General features: G+C 72.8%; 23 protein-coding genes. 12 read left to right on the plus strand and 11 right to left on the minus strand.

Annotation, left to right across the window (positions count from 1 at the left end):
- Positions 1 to 9: 9 nt before the first annotated feature.
- Together recA and recX are read left to right on the plus strand one after the other, a co-directional pair.
- Entirely contained in the window at positions 10 to 1,131 is a 1,122-nt protein-coding gene (recA, locus tag AC0680_RS33255; RefSeq protein WP_384491730.1) for a recombinase RecA, read from the plus strand.
- 6 nt (positions 1,132 to 1,137) lie between these two features.
- Positions 1,138 to 1,791: a recombination regulator RecX gene (recX, locus tag AC0680_RS33260; protein WP_478636355.1), complete on the plus strand. Its 654-nt coding sequence runs from the start codon at positions 1,138 to 1,140 to the stop codon at positions 1,789 to 1,791.
- A gap of 375 nt (positions 1,792 to 2,166) precedes the next feature.
- Here recX and AC0680_RS33265 read toward each other — a convergent pair whose 3' ends face one another.
- The 9 genes from AC0680_RS33265 to AC0680_RS33305 all read right to left on the minus strand — a co-directional run bounded on the left by AC0680_RS33265 (position 2,167) and on the right by AC0680_RS33305 (position 8,933).
- Entirely contained in the window at positions 2,167 to 2,547 is a 381-nt protein-coding gene (locus AC0680_RS33265; protein ID WP_478636357.1) for a rhodanese-like domain-containing protein, read from the minus strand.
- A complete protein-coding gene (locus AC0680_RS33270; protein ID WP_478636359.1) occupies positions 2,544 to 2,678 on the minus strand; it encodes a hypothetical protein in 135 nt (44 codons plus the stop codon). The genes AC0680_RS33265 and AC0680_RS33270 overlap by 4 nt, the downstream gene beginning before the upstream one ends.
- A gap of 20 nt (positions 2,679 to 2,698) precedes the next feature.
- Positions 2,699 to 3,241 carry a cupin domain-containing protein gene (locus AC0680_RS33275; protein WP_478636361.1) on the minus strand — a complete coding sequence of 181 codons (543 nt, stop codon included), beginning with the start codon at positions 3,239 to 3,241 and terminating at the stop codon, positions 2,699 to 2,701.
- Between the two features lie 81 nt (positions 3,242 to 3,322).
- A complete protein-coding gene (locus tag AC0680_RS33280; RefSeq protein WP_311044721.1) occupies positions 3,323 to 3,409 on the minus strand; it encodes a putative leader peptide in 87 nt (28 codons plus the stop codon).
- Positions 3,402 to 5,207, minus strand: coding sequence for an FAD-dependent oxidoreductase (locus AC0680_RS33285; protein WP_478636364.1), 1,806 nt, complete (start codon positions 5,205 to 5,207; stop codon positions 3,402 to 3,404). The genes AC0680_RS33280 and AC0680_RS33285 overlap by 8 nt, the downstream gene beginning before the upstream one ends.
- Positions 5,208 to 5,393: 186 nt before the next feature.
- The gene (locus AC0680_RS33290) at positions 5,394 to 6,329 is read right to left on the minus strand and encodes an amino acid ABC transporter permease (protein WP_478636366.1); all 936 of its coding nucleotides are present in this window, start codon (positions 6,327 to 6,329) and stop codon (positions 5,394 to 5,396) included.
- Between the two features lie 73 nt (positions 6,330 to 6,402).
- Positions 6,403 to 7,050 carry an amino acid ABC transporter permease gene (locus AC0680_RS33295; RefSeq protein ID WP_384434413.1) on the minus strand — a complete coding sequence of 216 codons (648 nt, stop codon included), beginning with the start codon at positions 7,048 to 7,050 and terminating at the stop codon, positions 6,403 to 6,405.
- A gap of 129 nt (positions 7,051 to 7,179) precedes the next feature.
- Positions 7,180 to 8,091, minus strand: coding sequence for a glutamate ABC transporter substrate-binding protein (locus tag AC0680_RS33300; RefSeq protein ID WP_478636368.1), 912 nt, complete (start codon positions 8,089 to 8,091; stop codon positions 7,180 to 7,182).
- 56 nt (positions 8,092 to 8,147) lie between these two features.
- Positions 8,148 to 8,933, minus strand: coding sequence for an amino acid ABC transporter ATP-binding protein (locus tag AC0680_RS33305; RefSeq protein WP_478636371.1), 786 nt, complete (start codon positions 8,931 to 8,933; stop codon positions 8,148 to 8,150).
- A gap of 274 nt (positions 8,934 to 9,207) precedes the next feature.
- On the opposite strand from AC0680_RS33305, the gene AC0680_RS33310 reads away from it, so the two are divergent.
- The 4 genes from AC0680_RS33310 (at position 9,208) to AC0680_RS33325 (ending at position 13,336) form a co-directional block, all read left to right on the plus strand.
- Positions 9,208 to 9,945 carry a response regulator transcription factor gene (locus AC0680_RS33310; RefSeq protein ID WP_478636374.1) on the plus strand — a complete coding sequence of 246 codons (738 nt, stop codon included), beginning with the start codon at positions 9,208 to 9,210 and terminating at the stop codon, positions 9,943 to 9,945.
- Between the two features lie 16 nt (positions 9,946 to 9,961).
- Positions 9,962 to 11,377, plus strand: a complete 1,416-nt coding sequence (locus AC0680_RS33315) for a sensor histidine kinase (protein WP_478636377.1) — start codon at positions 9,962 to 9,964, stop codon at positions 11,375 to 11,377.
- Positions 11,378 to 11,579: 202 nt separating this feature from the next.
- On the plus strand, positions 11,580 to 11,783 hold the full coding sequence (locus AC0680_RS33320; RefSeq protein WP_384434400.1) for a cold-shock protein: 204 nt from the start codon (positions 11,580 to 11,582) through the stop codon (positions 11,781 to 11,783).
- Positions 11,784 to 11,944: 161 nt separating this feature from the next.
- Complete coding sequence (locus AC0680_RS33325; protein ID WP_478636380.1) at positions 11,945 to 13,336, plus strand: DEAD/DEAH box helicase; 1,392 nt, start codon at positions 11,945 to 11,947, stop codon at positions 13,334 to 13,336.
- Between the two features lie 42 nt (positions 13,337 to 13,378).
- On the opposite strand, the gene AC0680_RS33330 is transcribed toward AC0680_RS33325, so the two are convergent.
- Complete coding sequence (locus AC0680_RS33330; protein WP_478636382.1) at positions 13,379 to 14,374, minus strand: TAXI family TRAP transporter solute-binding subunit; 996 nt, start codon at positions 14,372 to 14,374, stop codon at positions 13,379 to 13,381.
- A gap of 131 nt (positions 14,375 to 14,505) precedes the next feature.
- Between AC0680_RS33330 and miaB the strand changes: the two genes are divergently transcribed.
- A complete protein-coding gene (gene miaB, locus AC0680_RS33335) occupies positions 14,506 to 16,026 on the plus strand; it encodes a tRNA (N6-isopentenyl adenosine(37)-C2)-methylthiotransferase MiaB (RefSeq protein WP_478636385.1) in 1,521 nt (506 codons plus the stop codon).
- A 42-nt stretch (positions 16,027 to 16,068) separates the two neighbouring features.
- Positions 16,069 to 16,779, plus strand: coding sequence for a class III extradiol dioxygenase subunit B-like domain-containing protein (locus AC0680_RS33340; protein WP_478636388.1), 711 nt, complete (start codon positions 16,069 to 16,071; stop codon positions 16,777 to 16,779).
- Between the two features lie 87 nt (positions 16,780 to 16,866).
- On the opposite strand, the gene AC0680_RS33345 is transcribed toward AC0680_RS33340, so the two are convergent.
- Entirely contained in the window at positions 16,867 to 17,352 is a 486-nt protein-coding gene (locus AC0680_RS33345; RefSeq protein ID WP_478636391.1) for a hypothetical protein, read from the minus strand.
- A gap of 182 nt (positions 17,353 to 17,534) precedes the next feature.
- On the opposite strand from AC0680_RS33345, the gene miaA reads away from it, so the two are divergent.
- The 4 genes from miaA (at position 17,535) to AC0680_RS33365 (ending at position 22,486) form a co-directional block, all read left to right on the plus strand.
- Entirely contained in the window at positions 17,535 to 18,473 is a 939-nt protein-coding gene (gene miaA / locus AC0680_RS33350) for a tRNA (adenosine(37)-N6)-dimethylallyltransferase MiaA (protein WP_478636394.1), read from the plus strand.
- A gap of 108 nt (positions 18,474 to 18,581) precedes the next feature.
- The gene (locus AC0680_RS33355) at positions 18,582 to 19,094 is read left to right on the plus strand and encodes a hypothetical protein (RefSeq protein WP_478636467.1); all 513 of its coding nucleotides are present in this window, start codon (positions 18,582 to 18,584) and stop codon (positions 19,092 to 19,094) included.
- 121 nt (positions 19,095 to 19,215) lie between these two features.
- A complete protein-coding gene (dapF, locus tag AC0680_RS33360) occupies positions 19,216 to 20,091 on the plus strand; it encodes a diaminopimelate epimerase (protein ID WP_478636397.1) in 876 nt (291 codons plus the stop codon).
- 196 nt (positions 20,092 to 20,287) lie between these two features.
- Positions 20,288 to 22,486, plus strand: coding sequence for a RelA/SpoT family protein (locus AC0680_RS33365; RefSeq protein ID WP_478636399.1), 2,199 nt, complete (start codon positions 20,288 to 20,290; stop codon positions 22,484 to 22,486).
- Positions 22,487 to 22,529 lie beyond the last annotated feature (43 nt).

The following is a 22,529-nucleotide window of genomic DNA, read 5'->3' on the forward strand; positions in this document are numbered from 1 at the left end:
GTGGAACCCATGGCAGGCACTGACCGCGAGAAGGCGCTGGACGCCGCGCTCGCACAGATTGAACGGCAATTCGGCAAGGGCGCCGTGATGCGCATGGGGGAGCGGTCGAAGGAGCCCATCGAGGTCATCCCCACCGGCTCCACCGCCCTCGACGTCGCGCTCGGCGTCGGCGGCCTCCCCCGCGGCCGCGTCATCGAGGTCTACGGTCCGGAGTCCTCCGGTAAGACGACCCTGACCCTGCACGCCGTCGCGAACGCCCAGAGGGCCGGCGGCTCCGTCGCGTTCATCGACGCCGAGCACGCCCTCGACCCGGAGTACGCCAAGAAGCTCGGTGTGGACACCGACGCCCTGATCCTGTCCCAGCCGGACAACGGCGAGCAGGCCCTGGAGATCACGGACATGCTGGTCCGCTCCGGCGCACTCGACCTCATCGTGATCGACTCCGTCGCCGCCCTGGTGCCGCGGGCCGAGATCGAGGGCGAGATGGGCGACTCCCACGTCGGCCTCCAGGCCCGGCTGATGAGCCAGGCCCTCCGCAAGATCACCAGCGCGCTCAACCAGTCCAAGACCACCGCGATCTTCATCAACCAGCTCCGCGAGAAGATCGGCGTGATGTTCGGCTCGCCGGAGACCACGACCGGTGGCCGCGCGCTGAAGTTCTACGCCTCGGTGCGTCTCGACATCCGCCGTATCGAAACCCTCAAGGACGGCACGGAAGCGGTCGGCAACCGCACCCGCGTCAAGGTCGTCAAGAACAAGGTCTCCCCGCCGTTCAAGCAGGCCGAGTTCGACATCCTCTACGGCCAGGGCATCAGCCGTGAGGGCGGCCTGATCGACATGGGCGTGGAGCACGGCTTCATCCGCAAGTCCGGCGCTTGGTACACCTACGAAGGCGACCAGCTCGGCCAGGGCAAGGAGAACGCCCGCAACTTCCTCAAGGACAACCCGGATCTCGCCAACGAGATCGAGAAGAAGATCAAGGAGAAGCTGGGTATCGGCGTCAAGCCGCAGGACCCGGCGGCGGAGCCCGGCGCGGATGCCGCGGGCGCGGCCGCCGAGCCGGCCGCCGCGGCCCCGGCACCGGCGGCCAAGGGCGCAAAGGCTTCCAAGGCCGCCGCGGCCAAGAGCTAGTCCGCCATGACACGGCGAACGGAATGGCCGGACAGCGAGGACAGGACCGCCCGCGCTGCCGGTGACGCCGAGACCCGTAGCGGCCGCAGGGGCCGTGATGGCCATGAGAACAGCGGTGGTTCCGCCTCGTCGAGGGCCGAGCCGGGACCACCGCGTACGCCCGAGGAGCAGGCGCGGGCCATCTGCCTGCGCCTGCTCACCGGGAATCCGCGTACGCGCAAGCAGTTGGCGGACGCCCTGCGCCGGCGGGGCATCCCCGACGAGGCCGCAGAAGAGGTGCTGTCCCGCTTCGAGGACGTCGGGCTGATCGACGATGCGGCTTTCGCCGACGCCTGGGTGGAGTCCCGCCACCACGGGCGCGGCCTGGCCCGGCGCGCGCTGGCCCGCGAACTGCGCACCAAGGGGGTGGACTCCGCCCTGATCGATGTGGCCGTCGGCCGCCTCGACTCCGAACAGGAGGAGTCCACCGCCCGCGAGTTGGTCGACCGCAAGCTGCGCGCCACCAGAGGGCTGGACCGCGAGAAGCGTCTCCGCCGCCTGGCCGGAATGCTGGCCCGCAAGGGCTACCCGGAGGGCCTCGCCCTCCGCGTCGTCAAACGGGCCCTGGAGGAGGAAGGCGAGGATCCGGAACTGCTGGAGTACCACCTGCCGGACGACTGACCGGGCGGCCGGACGCCGACGGCCGATGCTCGACCGGGCAGGCGGGCAGCCGGCAGCCGGACAGCCGTAGCCCGGCACCAGGCGGTCCGACAGCCATACCGCCGGGGACGACGGGGACGACGGGCACGACGGGGAGGGGAACGGGGCGCAAGCCGGCCCCACGAGGCCAGCCCCATACTGGCAACCCCACGAGGTCAGCCCCGTACCGGCAATCCCACGAGGCCAGCCCCATTCATACTGGCAACCCCACGAGGTCAGCCCCGCCAGGCCAGCCCCGTACCGGCAACCCCACGAAGCCAGCCCCGCCAGGCCAGCCCCGTACCGGCAACTTTGCGAGGCCAGCCCCGCCAGGTCAGCCCGCATCGCCCCGCCAGGTCAGCCCCGCACCGGCAACCCCGCCTTTCGCCAGGCCTGGAAGCCGCCCGTCAGGTCGGTTGCCCGATGGAGGCCCAGTTGGCGGAGGGAGAGGGCGGCGAGCGTGGACGCATAGCCCTCGTTGCAGATGACGATGACCGGCAGGTCATGGTGGGTGGCCTGCGGGGCCCGGTGTTCGCCGGTGGGGTCCAGGCGCCATTCGAGTTCGTTGCGTTCCACGATCAGGGCGCCGGGGATGGTGCCGTCACGCTCCCGCAGCTCGGCGTACCGGATGTCCACCAGAAGTCCGCCGGCTTCCTGGACGGCGGCGGCTTCCCGGGGCTCCGCCCGTCGGCCCAGCTCGCGCCGGGCGCGGGCCAGCAGCTCGTCGACGGCACTCATACCGCGACCTCCTCGTCATGCGTCGCGCCCCCGTAGCCGGTCGCGTCCCTGTACTCGGTCGCGCCCGCGCGCGGCGCGCCCCCGTATCGCTCGCCGCGCCCGCTCATGCCCACTTCTCCGCGCCCGCTCATGCCCACTTCTCCGCGCCCGCTCATGCCCACTCCTCCGGGCGCTCGACCTCTTCGAGGCGCAGCACCTGGCCGGTGCGGCTGTAGCGGCGCATCAGCGGCAGCGGCGGGTAGTAGGCGTGCACCGAGACCGCGTGGGTGTCGTGGGAGAGGTTGAGCACCTGATGGACATGGTGCGGGCCGAACGCCCGGCCCCGGCCGTCGCCGAGCCTGCGCTCCCGGTCCACGCCATCGGCGAGTTCCAGGGTCTTCCAGCCCTCGGTGGGCAGTTGGGCGGCGAGCGACTGCTCCGTCAGCTCGCCGGTGGCCGTCGCGAAGGCGCCGCGTGAGCCGCCGTGGTCGTGCCAGCCGGTGCCGGTGCCCGGCGGCCAGCCGATCAGCCAGGCCTCGGCTCCGCCCGGCCCGTTCAGCCGGATCCAGGTGCGGCCTTCGGGGTCGAGCGGGAGGGAGGCGACGAGCGCCGCGTCCGCGGCGGTGCGGCGGACGAAGTCGAGGAGTTCGGATGCGCTGGGGCCGCCGCCGTCGGCGGCGGCATGCGGGTGCGCGGAGGTGCGTACGTCGGGCACGGAAACCGTCCTGGGTGATGATCGCGAAGAGGCGCGGCTGCCGGGCAGAGGCGGGCGGCCGCGTGGAAGAGGAGCTGCGGATCAGCAGGACGGACGACACATGCAGCCCGCATAGCGGACCAGGTCCAGATGGACCCTCCGCCAGAATCGCGAGCTGTGATCAGTCACTCTCGGAGTGAAGCATGGAGGATCCCACAGGGTCAACAGCAGAGGGCTCTCCTCGGGTCACCTGTGACGGCCCCGCCTCCTGCGCGTCCCCGGCCGGCCGGGCCCGGCGACCCGCGCCGGGCCCGTGCCCATGAGCCCCGCCCCGTACCGCCTCCGCGCACGCGGTCAGCTCCGCCGGGCGGACGCCGGCCAGCGCGGTGACCAGATGGCCGTCCGGGCGTACGAGCAGGACGGTGTGGGCGGCGGCGCCCGGGTAGGACTCGGTGACCAGGACCTCGGCGGGCATCGGCAGGCCGGCGACCGCGCTGGTCAGCCGGGGCATCAGGCCCGCCGACTGCCAGTGCCGGCGGTCCCAGACGGTGGTGCCGGGTGCCACCAGCACCACCAGCAGGCCGCCGCCCAGGCGGTCGCGCAACCGGACCACCGAGCCGTCGGACGCGGTCACCGCGACATCCGCGACCGGCGCCCCGGGGAGGGTCTCGACCAGGGGCCCGTCGGTGTGCTCGACGGGCGGTGCCAGCGGGGTGCGGGTGTAGACCGGCGGTGCGCCCAGCGGGCCGCGGCCCAGATGGCCGTCGGTCAGCAGGGTGCTGCGGCCGCGCGCGGCGCCCGGCAGGACCGTGCGCCAGCGGGCCGAGCGGCCGTCCCGCAGCAGCGGCAGCGCCTGGTCGGCGGCGCGCAGCCGGGCCGCGACCGCGCCCCGGCGTTCGGCCTGGTAGCTGTCGAGCAGCAGCTCGGAGGCGCCGTGGTGCCAGGCGAGGCCGAGCTTCCAGGCGAGGTTCTCGGCGTCCCGCAGGCCCTCGTCCAGGCCCTGGGTGCCAAGCGCGCCCAGCAGATGCGCGGCATCGCCGGCGAGGAAGGCCCGGCCCTGCCGCCAGCAGCGGGCCAGCCGGTGGTGGACGGTGTGCACGCCGGTGTCGAGGAGCTCGTACGGCGGGACGAGCCGGGCGTGGCCGTGCCCCCGCGTCCCGTCCTCCTCCGGGCCGGCGCCGCTGCCGGGCCGTGCCGGGGACTCGGTGGTCCAGCCGGCCAGGGAGTCGCGGATCCGGGCGACCAGGGCGTCCGGCGTGACCAGTTCGCGCCCCGGCGGCAGCAGCCAGTCCAGCCGCCAGACGCCGTCGGCCAGCGGGCGGGCCGAGACCTCCGGGCCCGGCCCGCCGCCGTGCCGGGGCGGCGAGCGGTGCAGCAGCGCCTCGCCGGGCCAGGGGAGTTCGCAGCGCAGCGCGGCCACCGCATGCCGTTCGACGGCCGTACGGCCCGGGAAGCGGATGTCCAGCAGCTTGCGGACCGTCGACCGCGGGCCGTCGCAGCCGACGAGGTAACTCCCGCGCCACCACGTCCCGTTGGTGCCACGGGTGTGTGCGCTGACGCCGTGCTCGTCCTGCTCGACGTCGACGAGCCGGCTGTCGGTGACGATCTCGGCGAGCTTCTCGTGGGCCAGCGCGGCGCGCAGGGCACGGGTGAGCGCGTGCTGCGGGAGGTGCACGGGGGAGGTCGGAGCGGGGCCGGCCGCGTCGTCCGGGGTGCGTGCGGCGAACGCGACCCGTTCCACCAGGCGCCGGCGGCGCATGATGCGCCAGGCCGTCCAGCGGGTGCCGGTGCCCTCCAGGGTGTCGGCGCAGCCGAGCCGGCCGACGAAGGCCGCGGTCTCCGGACGGAGCACGGCCGTGCGGGCGGGGCGGGTGTCCTCCTGGCCCGCGGTCTCGTCCAGGACGACGGAGGGGACGCCGATCCGGGCGAGCGCGAGGGCGAGCGAGAGCCCCACCGGGCCGGCCCCGACGACGATCACCGGGTCCACAGCGCAGCTCCCCGGGACCGCTGGTACGTACGGGACATGCGGGAACTGGCAGTTGGAGCCCGGTGCGTGATCACACAGCGTATGCAACCCACTGCGGCCGCTCGCGTCAAGTGACGGAGGCGGTGGCGCCGTTGCCACCGCCTCCGGACGGTCCCCTATGAGCCACGCGGGTGGCCCGTCGTCCCGTCAGTCCTTCTGGGCCGCGGGGCCGTCGGGCACCGCGTCGGCGACCTCCATCGCGTCGGTGGCCGCCACCGGCTCGGCGGCCGCGGCCACACCGATGCCGGTCTTGGCCCGCCGGCCGCGCCGCTCGATCCAGTTGGCGAGGGCGGACAGCACCAGGCACATCGCCACATAGATGGTGCCGGTGACGATGATGACCGGGACGTAGGTGTCGTTGCCGTTGACGATGATGTTGGTGCTCATCTGGCGGGCGGTGAAGAGCAGTTCCTCGAACGTGATGATGTAGCCGAGGGAGGTGTCCTTCAGGGTCACCACGAGCTGGCTGATGATGGTCGGCAGCATCGCCCGGACGGCCTGCGGGATCAGCACCGTCGTCATGACCTGGGTCTTGCGCATGCCCAGGGCGTAGGCGGCCTCGCGCTGGCCCTTCGGTACGGCGTTGATGCCGGCCCGCAGCACCTCGGCCTGCACCGAGCCGTTGTAGACCGTCAGCCCGATGACCAGTGCCCAGAACTGCGGCTGGCTGCCGCTCAGGCCGAGGTCCTCGCGGTTGCTGAGCAGGATGACCCACAGTGCGTAGATCGTGATCAGCAGCGGTACGGCGCGGAAGAGCTCGATGAAGCCGGTCGCCAACCAGCGGACGGGCTTGTGGTCCGACAGCCTGGCCACCGCGAGCAGCACACCCAGTGCCAGCGACAGCACCGCCGCGACCGCGAAGACCTGAAGCGTCGTCAGCACACCGTCGCGGATGCTGGTCCGCACACCGGCGTAGTTGAAGATGTTCCAGACCTCGGGCTCCAGCTGGCCCTTGGCGCTGAGCCGCATGACGACGAACGCGATCAGCGCCAGTACCGCGAGCGACCCGACGACGGTGTAGACACGGTTGCGTGCCTTCGCCTTCGGCCCCGGTACGTCGTAGAGAACGCTGGCCCCACTCATGCCACTACCTCGCTTCGTTCCGCCCCGCCCGCGCGCGGCATCCCCGTCTTGCTGTCCCGCCCGTCGCGTCCGCTCATCGGGCCACCCCCATCCGGCGCTCCAGCAGACGGAAGAGCCCGCTGATGGCGAAGGTGATGATGAGGTAGGCGAGCGCGGTCCACAGGAAGATCCAGGCGATCGCGTAGCCCTTGTCGTTGAGCAGCTTGGAGACGTTGAACAGCTCGCCGTAGCTGAAGGCGCCGGCGATCGCGGAGTTCTTCGTCAGTGCGATGAAGATGCTGCTCAGCGGCGGGAGCACGGTGCGCGTGGCCTGCGGGAGCACGATCATGCGCAGTGTCTGGGTGAACGTCATACCGAGGCTGCGCGCGGCCTCCGCCTGTCCCATCGGCACGGTGCTGATGCCGGACCGCACCGCCTCGCACACGAAGGAGGAGGTGTAGAAGCCGAGGGCCAGCGTGGCGAGCACGTACGGGCTCGCGCCCTGGAAGAGGATCTGCGGTACGACGAAGAAGGCGACCAGGAAGAGCAGCGTCAGCGGCGTGTTGCGCAGCACCGTGACCCAGGCCGTCCCGAAGGCGCGCAGCGGCGGGATCGGGGAGACCCGGAAGCCGGCTATGAGCACGCCGAGCACCAGCGCGAGCAGGCCACTGGACGCGGTGATCGCCAGGGTTCCGAGGAATCCGTCCCGGAACTCGGGCAGATAATCGAGGAGTACGTTCATGGGGTCTCCGCGGTAGCGGTCATCGGGTCGACGGCGGGAAGGCAGTCACGGGCGGGGAAGACACCGCGCCCCGTACACCCGCCGCGGCGGGCGTACGGGGCGGCGCGGTCCGGTGAGTGCGCGAGCGCCTCAGTACCGCGGCAGCGGCGTCTCCGGGGCGGTGTACTTCGAGCCGGACTTGCCGAGCGTGCCCTCGTACGCCTTCTGGTAGTCCTTGTTCTTGATGTGGTTCTCCAGCGCGTCGGTGATCGCGTTGCGCAGGGCCTTGTCGTCCTTGTTCATGCCGACGCCGTAGGGCTCCTTGGTGAAGGGCTTCTCCACCACCCGCAGCTTCTGCGGACGCTGGGCGGCGTAGCCCTTGAGGATCGCGTCGTCGGTGGTGACCGCGTCGACCTGGCCGTCCAGCAGGTACTTCACACAGTCCGAGTACTTGGAGAGCTCGGTGGTCTTGGCACCGTACTTCTCCTTCTTGATCTCCTGCAGCGGAGTCGAGCCGGCGATCGAGCAGACCTTCTTGCCCTTGAGGGTCTCCGGTCCGGTGATGGCCTTGTCGTCCTTGCGCACCAGGAGGTCCGCGCCGGCGGTGTAGTACGGGCCCGCGAAGCCGACCTGCTTCTTGCGCTCGTCGTTGATCGTGTACGTACCGACGTAGAAGTCGACGTCGCCCTTGGAGATGGTGGTCTCACGGACGTTGGAGTCGATCGTCTTGAACTCGATCTGCTTCTCGGAGAAGCCCAGGTCGGCCGCGACCATCTTGGCGATCTCGATGTCGAAGCCGGAGTACTTGTTGGTGGCGGGGTCCTTGAAGCCCAGGAACGGCTGGTCGGCCTTGACGCCGACGACGATCTTCTTGGCCTTCTGGGCCTTCTTCAGCACCGTCGAGTCGACCTTGACGTCCGAAGCGACCTTGTACGTACCGCTGTAGACCTCGCCGCCGGCCGGCTTGTCGCCCGCCGAACCCTTCTCGCCGCCGCACGCGGTCGCCGTAGCCGCCAGCGCGAGCACCACCGCACCTGCCGCAGCCGTCTTACGAATCCTCATGGTGAACATCCTTTGGTTCAACAAGTGTTGGCAATGATGGTGGCCCAACTGCGGCCTCAGTGATGAAGGATCTTCGACAGGAAGTCCTTGGCGCGGTCGCTGCGCGGGTTGTTGAAGAACTGGTTCGGCTCGGCCTCTTCGATGATGCGGCCGTCCGCCATGAAGACGACCCGGTTCGCCGCGGAGCGCGCGAACCCCATCTCATGGGTGACCACGACCATGGTCATGCCGTCCCGGGCGAGCTGCTGCATGGTGTCCAGCACCTCGTTGATCATCTCCGGGTCCAGCGCGGAGGTCGGCTCGTCGAACAGCATCACCTTGGGGTCCATCGCCAGCGCGCGGGCGATCGCCACGCGCTGCTGCTGACCTCCGGAGAGCTGTGCGGGGTACTTGTCCGCCTGGGTGCCGACACCGACGCGGTCCAGCAGGGCGCGGGCCTTCTGCTCGGCGGCCGCCTTGTCCGTCTTGCGGACCTTGGTCTGGCCCAGCATCACGTTCTCGAGCACCGTCTTGTGCGCGAAGAGGTTGAAGGACTGGAAGACCATGCCCACGTCGGCGCGGAGGCGGGCCAGCTCGCGGCCCTCCTGCGGCAGGGGCTTCCCGTCGATGGTGATGCTGCCGGAGTCGATGGTCTCCAGGCGGTTGATCGTGCGGCAGAGCGTCGACTTGCCGGACCCCGAGGGCCCGATCACGACGACCACCTCACCCCGGTCGATCGTCAGGTCGATGTCCTGGAGCACGTGCAGCGCGCCGAAGTGCTTGTTCACGTTGTCCAGCACGACCAGCTGGTCTCCCGCTCGCGCGGGGCCCTCGGCGTTCTTGGTCACCGATACTTCGCTCATCGGCGTACAGCTCCGTCCTCCTCGGTTGGGGAGGACCCTAGGACGCCCTGCGACCAGCGTCATTACATCTGAGGGGAACTTGAGGATAACGATCCGGTCGCAGCGGAAGTACTCTGCGTGAAGAAGTGTGACGGTCGGCAGCGGGGGAAGACGACCGTGGTCGTACCGGCTGGATAACGGATGGCGGCCCGGAGGTGGCCGCCTCTTGACGGGCATGCCCCCTATCGCCGTAGATGCCCTTTGGCCTGTACGCACGCACCCGGGAGGAGGCCTGATGAGACTGCTGCTCGTCGAGGACGACGATCATGTGGCCGCGGCCCTGTCCGCGGTGCTGGCCCGGCACGGCCTGGCCGTCGTCCATGCGCGCAACGGCGAGGAGGCGCTCAAGGCCCTGCTGCCCGACGACGCCGAGCCCTTCGCGGTGGTGCTGCTCGACCTGGGGCTGCCCGACCAGGACGGCTTCGAGGTGTGCGGCCGGATCCGCAAGATCTGCGCCACCCCCGTGATCATGGTGACCGCGCGGGCGGACGTGCGCTCGCGCATCCACGGCCTGAACCTGGGCGCCGACGACTACGTCGTCAAGCCGTACGACACCGGTGAGCTGCTGGCGCGCATCCACGCGGTGAGCCGGCGCACGGTCTCCCCGTCGGAACGCGGCGGTGAGCCGCCCGTCGACGAGAGCGCCGCCGGCCACGCCCTGCACCTGGGCGCGGTCACCGTCGAACTCCCCACCCGCCAGGTCTCCGTGGACGGCACCGCGGTCCCGCTCACCCGCAAGGAGTTCGACCTGCTGGCGCTGCTCGCCCAGCGCCCCGGGGTGGTCTTCCGCCGGGAGCAGATCATCAGCGAGGTGTGGCGGACGAGCTGGGAGGGCACCGGCCGGACGCTGGAGGTGCACATCGCCTCGCTCCGCGCCAAACTGCGCATGCCCGCGCTGATCGAGACGGTACGCGGCGTCGGCTACCGCCTCGTCGTCCCCGCCCCCGGCCGACCCGCCTCCCCGGCCTCCTGAAGGCCGCGGCCGGCCCGTGCGCACCCGACTCCTCCCCCTCCTCATCGTCCTGATGGCCGGTGTGCTGCTCGCGCTCGGCTTCCCGCTCGCCGTCATCACCGCCGGTGTGGAGCAGCAGCGGGTGGTCGTCGACCGGATCGACGACGCCGCCCGCTTCGCCTCCCTCGCCCAGTTCGTCACCGCCCGCCCCGACGCGGACGCCCGCAACAAGACCCCCGAGGAGGACGAGCGGCGCACCACCCTCGGCGCCGAACTGGCGCGCTACCACGGCCTGTACGGCATACGCGCCGGCGTCTTCTACCGCGACCGCACCCCGATGGCCGCCGCACCGCACGGCCTGCCGGTGCCCCACGACGGCGAGGGCGCCCAGGCCTTCAGCGAGGCGCTGGCCGGCCGCCGCAGCCATGATCCGCGCCAGATCTGGCCCTGGGACGAGGACGGCCGCATCCCGGTCGCCTCACCGGTCATCCGCGACGGCGATGTCGTCGCCGTCGTCGTCACCGACTCGCCCACCGGGCAGATGCGTTCGCGCATCCTGCACGGCTGGCTGCTGATCGCGGCCGGCGAGTGCGCCGCGATGCTGGTCGCGGTCGCCGCGGCCATCCGGCTCACCGGCTGGGTGCTGCGACCCGTACGGGTCCTGGACGCGGCCAGCCACGACATCGCCACCGGCCGGCTGAAGTCCCGGGTCGCCGGCACCGCGGGGCCGCCCGAGCTGCGCCGGCTGGCCCGCTCGTTCAACGAGATGGCCGACAACGTCGAGGACGTGCTGGAGCAGCAGCGCGCCTTCGTCGCCGACGCCTCCCACCAGTTGCGCAACCCGCTGTCCGCGCTGCTGCTGCGGATCGAGCTGCTGGCCCTGGAACTCCCCGACGGCAACGAGGAGATCGCCTCGGTCCGCACCGAGGGCAAGCGGCTGGCCCGCGTCCTGGACGACCTGCTCGACCTCGCGCTCGCCGAGCACTGTGCCGCCGACCTCCAGCTCACCGATGTCGCGGCGCTGGCCGCCGAACGCGTCGACTCCTGGCGCCCGTTGGCCGACGACAAGGGCGTCCGCCTCACCTACGAGGGGCACAGCGCGGTCACCGGCTGGGCCGATCCGGTCGCCCTCTCCAGCGCCCTGGACGCCGTCGTCGACAACGCCCTGAAGTTCACGCCGGCCGATCAGCCCGTCACCGTCGGGGTGGCCCCGGACGGGGAGCATGTGCACATCACCGTGGCCGACCGCGGCCCTGGCCTGACGGAAGACGAGCTCGCACGGGTCGGCGACCGCTTCTGGCGCAGCGGCCGCCACCAGAACGTCTCCGGCTCCGGGCTCGGGCTGTCGATCACCCGCGCCCTGCTCGCCGCGGGCGGCGCCTCCATCGCCTACGCCCCGCACCCGCCGCATGGGCTGAGGGTCACCGTCACCGTGCCGCGCAGCGCCCCCTGACCGCACGGCCGGGGGGCTCCGGGAACCTGTGCTACCGTGAACGGCGTTGCAGTTGTGGTACCCATGAACTTTGTGTGCGCCCGGAGGCTTGTAGCCCCGGGCGTTCCTTGTTTTCCGGAGGTTTCCGGTGTGGGGCGATCATCTCGGCGACAAGGGGGCCGCGCAGTGCGGCCTCCGCCTTGCCCCATGAATGGAGAGAAACATGGCTTCCGGCACCGTCAAGTGGTTCAACTCGGAAAAGGGCTTCGGCTTCATCGAGCAGGACGGCGGCGGCCCCGACGTCTTCGCCCACTACTCGAACATCCAGTCCCAGGGCTTCCGTGAGCTCCTCGAGGGCCAGAAGGTCACGTTCGACGTGACCCAGGGCCCCAAGGGCCCGCAGGCGGAGAACATCATCCCCGCCTGACGCCCCCGCGTCCCGCGGACGGGGCCCGCACCGGCCAGCCCGGTGCGGCCCCCGTCCCGTATGACGGCAGCGCATCCCCGTCCCTCGGTCACCGAGTGCCGCCCCGCGGGAGAGTGTGAGGCCGGCACGACCCCACCATCGCCTCCCCTGAAGGGTTTTCCGTGACACGAGCGACCGCATCGCGACCGAGCGCCGCCCCCCAGACGCCCGCCCCGGCGTCCGTCCCCACGCCGGCCGGCTCCTTCGACGAGTTCCCGCTGGCACCGGCCCTCCTCACCGCGCTGCGCGCCCAGGGCGTCACCCAGCCGTTCCCCATCCAGGCCGCCACCCTCCCCGAGACCCTCGCAGGCCGTGACGTGCTCGGGCGCGGGCGGACCGGCTCGGGCAAGACCCTCGCCTTCGGGCTGGCGCTGCTCAGCCGTACGGCGGGCAAGCGCGCCGAGAGCAAGCGCCCCCTGGCCCTGGTCCTGGTGCCCACCCGCGAACTCGCCGGCCAGGTCACCGAGGCGCTCGCCCCGTACGCCGCGGCGCTGGGGCTGCGCACGGCCACCGTCGTCGGCGGCACCTCGATCAACCGGCAGGTCGAAGCGCTGCGCAAGGGCGCCGAGGTACTGGTCGCCACGCCCGGCCGGCTCGCCGACCTGCTGGACCGGCGCGCCTGCAAGCTCGACCAGGTCGCCGTCACGGTCCTCGACGAGGCCGACCAGATGACCGACATGGGCTTTCTGCCGCAGGTCACCCGGCTGATGGAGAAGGTCGACCCGGACGGGCAGCGGATGCTGTTCTCCGCCACCTTGGACCGCAACGTCGACAAGCTCGTACGCCGCTTCCTGACCGACCCGGTCACCCACTCCGTGGACCCGTCGGCCGCGACCGTCACCACCATGGACCACCACGTCCTGTACGTGGAGGACGCCGACAAGCGCGCCACCGTCGCCGAGATCGCCGCCCGCGACGGACGCGTGATCATGTTCGTGCACACCAAGCGCGGCGCCGACCGGCTCACCAAGCACCTGCTCGCCCAGGGTGTGCGCGCCGCGGCGCTGCACGGCGGCAAGACCCAGCCGCAGCGCACCCGCACCCTGGAGCAGTTCCGCACCGGCCAGGCCGCCGCGCTGATCGCCACCAACGTCGCCGCGCGCGGGATCCACATCGACGGCCTCGACCTCGTCGTCAACGTCGATCCGCCGACCGAGGCCAAGGACTACCTGCACCGCGGCGGCCGGACCGCGCGGGCCGGCGAGTCCGGCACCGTCGTCACGCTCGTCACGCCGGGGGAGCGTCGCGAGATGACCCGGCTGATGCGCCAGGCGAAGATCACCGCGGCCACCGCGAAGGTCCGGCCCGGAGACGCCGAGCTGGCACGGATCACCGGCGCGCGGACCCCGAGCGGCGTCCCGGTCCAGCTCGCCGCGCCGGCCCCGGCGCCCGGCGCGGGTACCCGCGCCGGGTCGAGCGGTGCGGGTGGCGGAAGCGGCAGCGGTGGCGCCCGCCGGCGCCGTCCCCGCCGCGGCAGGCCCGCGCGCCGTACCGCCGGGACCCCGCGCGCCTGACCGGCCGCGCGGGCCGCACGAGGCGGCGCCCAGGGCGGGTGTTCAGGGCTTGACGGACACGTAGTAGCGCCGGGCGCCCTCGTGCAGCCGCAGCGGATCGGTGAACACCGCCGTGCGCAGGTCCACCTTCTGCGCGGCGTGCACCTCGCGCCCGATCCGGTCCCGGCTGTCGATGACGGTCCGGGTGATGCCCTGGGTCAGGGCGGCGTCCGCGCGGTCCATGGTCACCAGCAGGTTCGCCACCGCGATCGTCTTCACCGCCTGCCCGTCCTGGACGAGTGGATAGGCGTCGGCGGGCATCACCGCCGCGCGGTAGTAGCGGGTGCGCTCGCCCTGCCGGTGCAGCCCCTCGGTCAGATCACCGAGCGGGACCAGCCGGATCGGGAACCGCTGGGCGAGCAGCTGCACCGCCGTCGTCGGCAGCCCGCCCGACCAGAAGAAGGCGTCCAGCCTGCCCTGCTCCAGCAGCTTCGGCATCCGGTCGATGCCGACCCGCACGGGCGTGATGTCCTTGTCGAAGTCCAGCCCCGCCGCCGTCAGCAGCCGCCGGGTGATCAGCTGTACGCCGGAGCCGTCGGCGCCCACGCCCACCCGCAGCCGCCGCAGGTCCTTCGTGGAGCGCACCGCGGACTTCTTCGGCACCACCAGCTGTATGTAGTCGTCGTACAGCCGCGCACAGGCCCGCAGCCGCCGCGCGCCGGGCTCGCCCCGGCCGCGGTAGGTGGCGACCGCGTCCGCCGTCGCGATGGTGAACTGCGCGCGCCCGGCGGCCAGCTGCCGCAGATTGTCGATCGACCCCTCGCTGCGGGCCAGCCGGAGATCCACCTCCGGCATGTCGTGGGCCAGATCCTGCTTCAGCAGCTCCCCGTAGCGCGCGTACACCCCGGTCGGCACACCCGTCGCCAGCGTCACCCGCCCGCCCGGGGTGGGCTCGCCGCCCATCGACACCAGCCACCACAGCGCCGGCCCGAGGGCGACCAACGCCGCGATCGCCGCCAGGAGAGTCCGGCGGCCGGTACGGGAGAGTGCGGTGAACATGGGCGGGATCCTGCCAGCCGCACGGCCTTATGGGGAGGGGCGGGCCGGTTTCCGAAGGGTCACCGCCGGCCGGGCCGGACCTTCGGGCCGCCGAGGACCGGGGTACTCCCGGCACCGCCTACCCTTGTCGTATGACCAGCAGTGACCGGAGCCACGCAGTGGACGTTCAGGAACCCAAGAGCTACGAAATCCGCACCTACGGGTGCCAGATGAACGTCCATGACTCCGAGCGGCTGTCCGGGCTGCTGGAGGAGGCCGGGTACGTACCGGCGCCCAAGGGCGGCGAGGGCGCCGACGTGGTCGTCTTCAACACCTGCGCGGTGCGGGAGAACGCCGACAACCGCCTCTACGGCAACCTCGGGCAGCTCGCCCCCAAGAAGGCCGCGCGCCCCGGCATGCAGATCGCCGTGGGCGGCTGCCTGGCCCAGAAGGACCGCGACACCATCGTCAAGAAGGCCCCCTGGGTCGATGTGGTCTTCGGCACGCACAACATCGGCAAGCTGCCGGTCCTGCTGGAGCGCGCCCGCATCCAGGAGGAGGCGCAGGTCGAGATCGCCGAGTCGCTGGAGGCGTTCCCCTCGACCCTGCCCACCCGCCGCGAGAGCGCGTACGCGGCCTGGGTCTCCATCTCGGTCGGCTGCAACAACACCTGTACCTTCTGTATCGTCCCGGCGCTGCGCGGCAAGGAGAAGGACCGCCGGCCCGGCGACATCCTCGCCGAGGTCGAGACCCTGGTCGCCGAGGGCGTCAGCGAGATCACCCTGCTCGGCCAGAACGTCAACGCCTACGGCTCCGACATCGGCGACCGCGAGGCCTTCAGCAAGCTGCTGCGCGCCTGCGGCTCCATCGAGGGCCTGGAGCGGGTCCGCTTCACCTCGCCGCACCCGCGCGACTTCACCGACGACGTGATCGCCGCCATGGCGGAGACGCCGAACGTCATGCCGCAGCTGCACATGCCGCTGCAGTCCGGCTCCGACCGCGTCCTGAAGGCCATGCGCCGCTCGTACCGCCAGGAGCGCTTCCTCGGCATCATCGACAAGGTGCGCGCCGCGATGCCGGACGCCGCGATCTCGACGGACATCATCGTCGGCTTCCCGGGCGAGACCGAGGAGGACTTCGAGCAGACCCTGCACACGGTTCGCGAGTCCCGCTTCGCCCAGGCCTTCACCTTCCAGTACTCCAAGCGCCCCGGCACCCCCGCGGCCGACATGGAGGGCCAGATCCCCAAGGCCGTCGTCCAGGAGCGCTACGAGCGTCTGGTCGCCCTCCAGGAGGAGATCTCCTGGGAGGAGAACAAGAAGCAGGTCGGGCGCACGCTGGAGGTCCTGGTCGCCGAGGGCGAGGGCCGCAAGGACGACGTCACGCACCGGCTGTCGGGCCGGGCGCCCGACAACCGCCTGGTGCACTTCACCCGCCCCGAGGAGCCGGTCCGGCCCGGCGACGTGGTGACCGTGGAGATCACCTACGCGGCGCCGCACCACCTCCTGGCGGAGGGACCGGCCAAGGCGGTCCGCCGCACCCGGGCAGGCGATGCCTGGGAGCGGCGCAACGCCGCCCCGGCCGAGAAGCCCAAGGGCGTGCTGCTGGGCCTGCCCACCATCGGGGCCCCGGCGCCGAGCCCCGCGCCCGCGGCCGGCTGCGGCTGCGACTGACCCGCCGGGAACGACCGGCCCCGGGGCGTTACGCTGCGTGGCATGCTCGTAGCCGCCGCCATCTGCCCCTGTCCGCCCCTGCTCGTCCCGGAGGTGGCCGCCGGCGCCGCACCCGAGCTGGACGCGCTGCGCGCCTCCTGCCTGGACGCGATCGGTGTGCTGGCGGCGGCCCGCCCGGACCGGCTGGTGGTCCTCGGCCCCGCGGAGGAGACCGGCCGGGGCCCGCACCCGCAGGGCGCCGTCGGCTCCTTCCGCGGCTTCGGCGTGGACCTCGAGGTCTCCCTGGGAGCCGCCGAGCGCGCGCCCGAGAGGGAGCTCCCGCCGTCGCTGGCCGTCGGCGCCTGGCTGCTGTCCCGTACGGACTGGGACGACGCGCCCGTGGAGGGGCTGGGCGTGGGGGAGTCGCTGCCCCTTGAGCGGTGTCTGCCGGTCGGCCGGGAGATCGCCGCCGCCGCGCCCCGGGTGGCGCTGCTGGTGATGGGCGACGGCAGCGCCTGCCGGACGGTGAAGGCGCCCGGCTACTTCGACGAGCGGGCCGAGGGCTTCGACGCCGCGGTGGGCCGCGCCCTGGGGGCCGCCGACCTCCCCGCGCTCACCGCGCTCGACGCGGAGCCGGCCGCCGGCCTGCAGGCGTCCGGACGCTCCTGCTGGCAGGTCCTGGCGGGCGCCGCCGAGGGCGCGGGCCTGACCGGCCGCCTGCTGCGCGAGGAGGCCCCGTACGGCGTGGGCTACTTCGTCGCCACCTGGTCGTAGCCGGCGGCGCCCCCGGGACACGACAGCGGCCGCGGGGTCGAGCCACCCCGCGGCCGCTGCGCCGTGCCCGCTCCGGGCGCGGCGGGGCTACTGCCGCGCGCCCTCGCCGGACTCCCGGTCCGCCGCGGCCCGGCCCGACTGCTGCCGGGGGATCCCGGCGCTCTCGGCCGCCTTCTCGGCGCGGGGCTCGCCGACGTCGTCGGCCTGAGGGCCGTCCTCGGGGACCGTCTCCCCGGTCGTGCCACCGGAAGCCTCCGGCGCCGCATCCTCGGCCGCATCCGCTGCTTCTGCGGTGTCCGCCGCGTCCTGCGGGTCTTCGCCGCCCCCCGGGGCCTTCGCGGCCTCGGGGGCCTCCTCGGCACCGTCGGTCTGCTCGGCCTGCTCGGTGCCGGTCCGCTGGGCGTCGTCGGTGTCCCCGGCGTCCTCGGCCCCCTCGGCGTCCTTGGCGTTCTCGGCGTCCGCCGAAGCGGCCGACTCCGCCGGCTCCTCCGCCTCGGCCGTCACCACCGCAGCGGCAGCCTCCTCCGTCGATGCTTCGGACTTGCGGCGGCGAAACCGCGAAAACACGCCCATAACTGCTCCTACGCTATTCATGTTGGGCGAAATCCCAGGCCGCCCGGAGCGGACCGTTGCGCCGCCCACGGGCGCCGGTGCTGCACCGGCTCTCGGGACCTCGCAACAGGCAACGACCCTCATCGGTGGCCCGTCACGTCGCTCGTTCGAGATGGGGGCGTGATGTTTGCGAGACTGACGGGGTGAACACCGCTGTTCCCGCTCCGCGGGTCATCGCCGTCGTCGGCCCCACCGCGGCCGGAAAGTCCGATCTGGGCGTCGCGCTCGCACAACACGTGGGCGGCGAGGTCATCAACGCCGACTCCATGCAGCTCTACCGAGGCATGGACATCGGCACCGCCAAGCTCACGCCCGAGGAGCAGCAGGGCGTACCGCACCGCCTCCTGGACATCTGGGACGTCACCCGCGCCGCCAGCGTCGCCGAGTACCAGCGGCTGGCCCGCGCCGAGATAGACCGGCTGCTCGCCGAGGGCCGCACCCCGGTCCTCGTCGGCGGCTCCGGTCTGTACGTACGCGGCGCCATCGACGCCCTGGACTTCCCCGGTACCGACCCGGAGGTGCGCGCCAGGCTGGAGGCCGAACTGGCCGAACGGGGCAGCGGTGCCCTGCACGCCCGCCTGGCCGCCGCCGACCCCGAGGCCGGCCGCGCGATCCTGGCCAGCAACGGCCGCCGCATCGTGCGCGCCCTGGAGGTCATCGAGATCACCGGCCGCCCCTTCACGGCCAATCTCCCCGGCCACGACTCGGTCTACGACACCCTGCAGATCGGTGTCGACGTCGAGCGCCCCGAGCTGGACGAGCGGATCGCGCGGCGGGTCGACCGGATGTGGGAGGCGGGCCTGGTCGAGGAGGTGCGCCGCCTGGAGGCCGAGGGCCTGCGCGAGGGCCTCACGGCGTCCCGGGCGCTGGGCTACCAGCAGGTGCTCGCCCAGCTGGCGGGGGAGTGCACCGAGCAGGAGGCGCGCGACGAGACGGTGCGCGCGACCAAGCGCTTCGCACGCCGCCAGGACTCGTGGTTCCGCCGGGACCCCCGGGTCCACTGGCTCAGCGGCGCCGCCGACCGTCGCGCGGAACTTCCCAGGCAGGCCCTGGCCTTGCTCGAACGACCGGTCACAGCCTGATCACGTCATGGCATCGGGACGCTCCGGCCGTCATCCGGGCCCCTGAGGGCGTGTCATCATCGACCTTCGATCGAGGCGTGCAATCTGCAGTGGGGAGGGCGCGTGGCAATGGAGGCCGGCCCTCGCAACAGCGCACAGCAGTCGGACGACGACGCTGACACGGCACGGCTCGCCGACGACGGCCCGGACACCCGGGACGCCCTGTCCGGCGCCGCACCGCTCACCGACCCGGACGCCCTGGACGACTCGGACGGCCCGGCCGACGGGCCCGGCGAGGGGGGCGAGTCCTTCCGGGAACTGCGCCCGCCGCGCCGGCTGCGCCTGTGGCAGCTCGCGCCGATCGTCGCGCTCGCCGCCGTCGGCTCGCTGATGTTCGCCTTCCCGCTCGCCTTCGAGTTCGGCGGTGACGGCGGCGCGGTGATCGCGATGCTCGGCCTGCTGCTGTGCTGCTGCGCCGCCGGCTGGGGCATGATGGCCGCCCGCCGCGTCGGCCACACCTGGCCCGGCCTCCCGGCGCGCGGCTCCGGCCGCCGCGCCAACTGGCGCGTGGTGCTCCTGTACGCCCTGGTGGTGGCCGTCCCCGCCTCGCTCGCCATCTGGCGCGTGGCCCGGCTGCGCTGACCGGCCGCTCACCGCGAGCGGTGCCGGTCAGGAGGGACCGGGCAGCCGCGCCGGCCCCCGGGACGCCGCTCTCCCCGCCCCCGTCAAGCCGTTCCCCCCGTCACCCCCGTACGATGCAGGAGTGACCAGCACCGAGCGCATCGCCTTCCTCAAGGGCCACGGCACCGAGAACGACTTCGTGATCGTCCCCGACCCGGACGGCCGCCTCGATCTGCCCGCGACCGCCGTCGCCCGGATCTGCGACCGGCGGGCCGGAGTCGGCGGCGACGGGGTGCTGCGCGTCGTGCGGTCCGCCGCGCACCCCGAGGCGCGCGCCCAGGCCGACGAGGCCGAGTGGTTCATGGACTACCGCAACGGCGACGGTTCGATCGCCGAGATGTGCGGCAACGGCACCCGGGTCTTCGCGCGCTATCTGCTGCACGCCGGCCTGGTGGAGCCCGGCGACCTCGCCATCGCCACCCGCGCCGGTGTGCGCCGTGTGCACCTGGCCAAGACCGGCGACGTCACGGTCTCCATGGGTCGCGCCGAGCTCCCCGAGGAGGGCGTCGTCGTCACCCTCGGTGGCCGCAGCTGGCCGGCCCGCAACGTGAACATGGGCAATCCGCACGCCGTCGCGTTCGTCGAGGATCTGGCGCACGCCGGTGACCTGCTGTCCGTACCGCCGTTCAGCCCAGCGGCGGTTTATCCCGACGGCGTGAACATCGAGTTCGTCGTCGACCGCGGCCCGCGCCATGTGGCGATGCGGGTCCATGAGCGCGGCTCGGGCGAGACCCGCTCCTGCGGCACCGGCGCCTGCGCGGTCGCCGTCGCCACCGCCCGCAGGGACGGCCTGGACCCGGCGCGGACCGGCACGCCCGTCACGTACACGGTCGACGTCCTCGGCGGCAGCCTGACGATCACCGAGCAGCCCGACGGCACGGTCGAGATGACCGGTCCGGCCGAGATCGTCGCCGAGGGCACCTTCGATCCCGCCTGGCTGACCGCCGCGCTCGCCTGACCGCACCGGGACGGAGCCGGCCCGGAAGCCTCCCACCGCCACGGTTCCAGCCAAAAGATTCGCTCGAACGGGTGATCCGCATCACTCTGAGCGAGAGGTGGACAGCGCTGCGTGATGGGCTCGATAGCATCAAGCACCGGCCCGGGCGCCAGAACTGACGGCGTCCGGCCGCCGGTCGACGCTGCCGGAGGTGCCCATGAGCGCAGAGGCCACTAACCCTGGTAACGCTGGAGCAGCGGGCCGCAGGCGCGGCCGTCGCCGGCTGGAACTCAGAGGGCTGCGCCGCATCGGCCGGGCCGCGCTCCTCGGACCCGCACCTCGCGACGGCCTCCCGCACGCCCTCGAACACGTCGCCAAGGTGCATCGCGGCCATCACCCCGACGCCGACCTGGACACCCTCGCCAAGGCCTATCAGCTCGCCGAGTCCTCGCACCGCGGTCAGCTCCGCAAGAGCGGCGAGCCGTACATCACCCACCCGCTGGCGGTGACCCTGATCCTCGCCCAACTGGGCGCGGAGACCACGACGTTGACCGCCTCCCTGCTCCACGACACCGTCGAGGACACAGAGGTGACGCTCGATCAGGTGCGGGAACGGTTCGGCGCCGAGGTCAGCTACCTCGTCGACGGCGTCACCAAGCTGGAGAAGGTCGACTACGGCGCGGCCGCCGAGCCGGAGACCTTCCGCAAGATGCTGGTGGCGACCGGCAACGACGTCCGGGTGATGTCCATCAAGCTCGCCGACCGGCTGCACAACATGCGCACCCTCGGGGTGATGCGGCCCGAGAAGCAGGCCCGGATCGCCAAGGTGACCCGCGATGTGCTCATCCCGCTCGCCGAACGCCTCGGTGTCCAGGCACTCAAGGCCGAGCTGGAGGACCTGGTCTTCGCGATCCTGCACCCGGAGGAGTACTCCACCACCCGGGCCCTGGTCCGCGAGTACGCCACCCGGCCCGACCCGCTCGCCGCCATCGCGCAGCGGGTGCGCACGGTCCTGGCCGAAGCCGGCATCGACGCCGAAGTCCTCGTCCGGGCACGGCACTTGGTTTCCGTGCACCGCGTGCGGCTGGCGCGCCACGAACTGACGGGCGCGGACCTGGGGCGGCTGCTGGTGCTCGTGGCGGAGGACGCGGACTGCTACGCCGTCCTGGGGGAGCTGCACACCTGCTTCACCCCGGTCGTCTCCGAGTTCAAGGACTTCATCGCGGCGCCCAAGTTCAACCTCTACCAGTCGCTGCACACCGCCGTCACCGGCCCGTCCGGGGAGATCGCCGAGACGCTGATCCGCACCCACCAGATGCACCGGGTCGCCGAGGCCGGGGTGATCGCGCTGGGTAATCCGTACGCCCCCACCGACGGCGCGGACACCCCCGAGGGCGAGCGCGCCGACCCGACCCGCCCGGGGTGGCTCTCCCGGCTGCTGGAGTGGCAGCGCACCACCCCCGACCCGGACACGTTCTGGACCTCACTGCGCGACGACCTCGCCCAGGACCGGGAGATCACGGTCTTCTGCGCCGACGCCGATACGGGTCGCGCGGCGGGTGCGACCGGGGCCGGCGGCGGCGCCATCGGCCTGCCCGCCGGGGCGAGTTGCGTGGACGCGGCGTACGAGCGGCACGGCGAGGCGGCGCACTGCTGTATCGGCGCCCGCGTCAACGGCCGGCTCGCCACGCTCGCCACCGTCCTGCACGACGGCGACAGCCTGCAGCTGCTGATGGCCCCGGACTCCGCGGCCGGCCCCTCGCCCGAATGGCTCGACCACGCCCGAACGCCCGCCGCCCGGCTGGCCATCGCCCGGTGGCTCGCCGGGGAACCGGGCGCCCGTCCGGCGCCCCCCGGCGAGGGGCCCGCCGCGGCGCCCCCCGCCGACCGTCCCGCCGCCGGCCCGGACCGCACCGGGGCGGCCCAGGCCACTCCGGGCTCGGTCCTGGCGGTCGCGGACCTGCCCGGCGCCGCGGTCCGGCTGGCCGGCTGCTGCACCCCGGTACCGCCGGACACCGTCACCGGATTCGCCGTACGCGGCGGCACGGTCACCGTCCACCGCGCCCTGTGTCCCGTGGTGGCCCGTATGGCGGCCACCGGCCGTCAGCCGGTCAAGGTGCGCTGGCGGGGCGCCGGCCACGGCGGCCACGGCTGCCGGGTCACCCTGACGGCCGAGGCCTTCAGCCGCCCGCACCTCCTCGCCGACCTCACCGAGGCGATCGCCTCCCAGGGCGCCGCGGTGGTCTCGGCCGCCGTCGAACCCCCGCACGAGCAGCGGGTCCGCCATACGTACACGCTCCATCTGCCCAACGCCGCCGGTCTGCCGTCCCTGATGCGGGCCATGCGCCAAGTGCCCGGCGTCTTCGACGTGTTGCGGGCCGGCCGCACCCGCCAGGCCGCCGCCCTGCGCCCCTGAGGCGCCACCGCCCGCCCGCCGGCCGGCCGCGGGGAACGCGCCC

The organism is Streptomyces sp. NPDC043738 (assembly GCF_056436545.1).

Coding starts and splice junctions, on each gene's coding strand:
- recA (WP_384491730.1), top strand. CDS start 10: ATGGCAGGCACTGACCGCGAGAAGGCGCTGGACGCCGCGCTCGCACAG.
- recX (WP_478636355.1), top strand. CDS start 1,138: ATGACACGGCGAACGGAATGGCCGGACAGCGAGGACAGGACCGCCCGC.
- AC0680_RS33265 (WP_478636357.1), bottom strand. CDS start 2,547: ATGAGTGCCGTCGACGAGCTGCTGGCCCGCGCCCGGCGCGAGCTGGGC.
- AC0680_RS33270 (WP_478636359.1), bottom strand. CDS start 2,678: ATGAGCGGGCGCGGAGAAGTGGGCATGAGCGGGCGCGGCGAGCGATAC.
- AC0680_RS33290 (WP_478636366.1), bottom strand. CDS start 6,329: ATGAGTGGGGCCAGCGTTCTCTACGACGTACCGGGGCCGAAGGCGAAG.
- AC0680_RS33295 (WP_384434413.1), bottom strand. CDS start 7,050: ATGAACGTACTCCTCGATTATCTGCCCGAGTTCCGGGACGGATTCCTC.
- AC0680_RS33300 (WP_478636368.1), bottom strand. CDS start 8,091: ATGAGGATTCGTAAGACGGCTGCGGCAGGTGCGGTGGTGCTCGCGCTG.
- AC0680_RS33305 (WP_478636371.1), bottom strand. CDS start 8,933: ATGAGCGAAGTATCGGTGACCAAGAACGCCGAGGGCCCCGCGCGAGCG.
- AC0680_RS33310 (WP_478636374.1), top strand. CDS start 9,208: ATGAGACTGCTGCTCGTCGAGGACGACGATCATGTGGCCGCGGCCCTG.
- AC0680_RS33320 (WP_384434400.1), top strand. CDS start 11,580: ATGGCTTCCGGCACCGTCAAGTGGTTCAACTCGGAAAAGGGCTTCGGC.
- AC0680_RS33330 (WP_478636382.1), bottom strand. CDS start 14,374: ATGTTCACCGCACTCTCCCGTACCGGCCGCCGGACTCTCCTGGCGGCG.
- miaB (WP_478636385.1), top strand. CDS start 14,506: ATGACCAGCAGTGACCGGAGCCACGCAGTGGACGTTCAGGAACCCAAG.
- AC0680_RS33340 (WP_478636388.1), top strand. CDS start 16,069: ATGCTCGTAGCCGCCGCCATCTGCCCCTGTCCGCCCCTGCTCGTCCCG.
- AC0680_RS33345 (WP_478636391.1), bottom strand. CDS start 17,352: ATGGGCGTGTTTTCGCGGTTTCGCCGCCGCAAGTCCGAAGCATCGACG.
- AC0680_RS33355 (WP_478636467.1), top strand. CDS start 18,582: ATGGAGGCCGGCCCTCGCAACAGCGCACAGCAGTCGGACGACGACGCT.
- AC0680_RS33365 (WP_478636399.1), top strand. CDS start 20,288: ATGAGCGCAGAGGCCACTAACCCTGGTAACGCTGGAGCAGCGGGCCGC.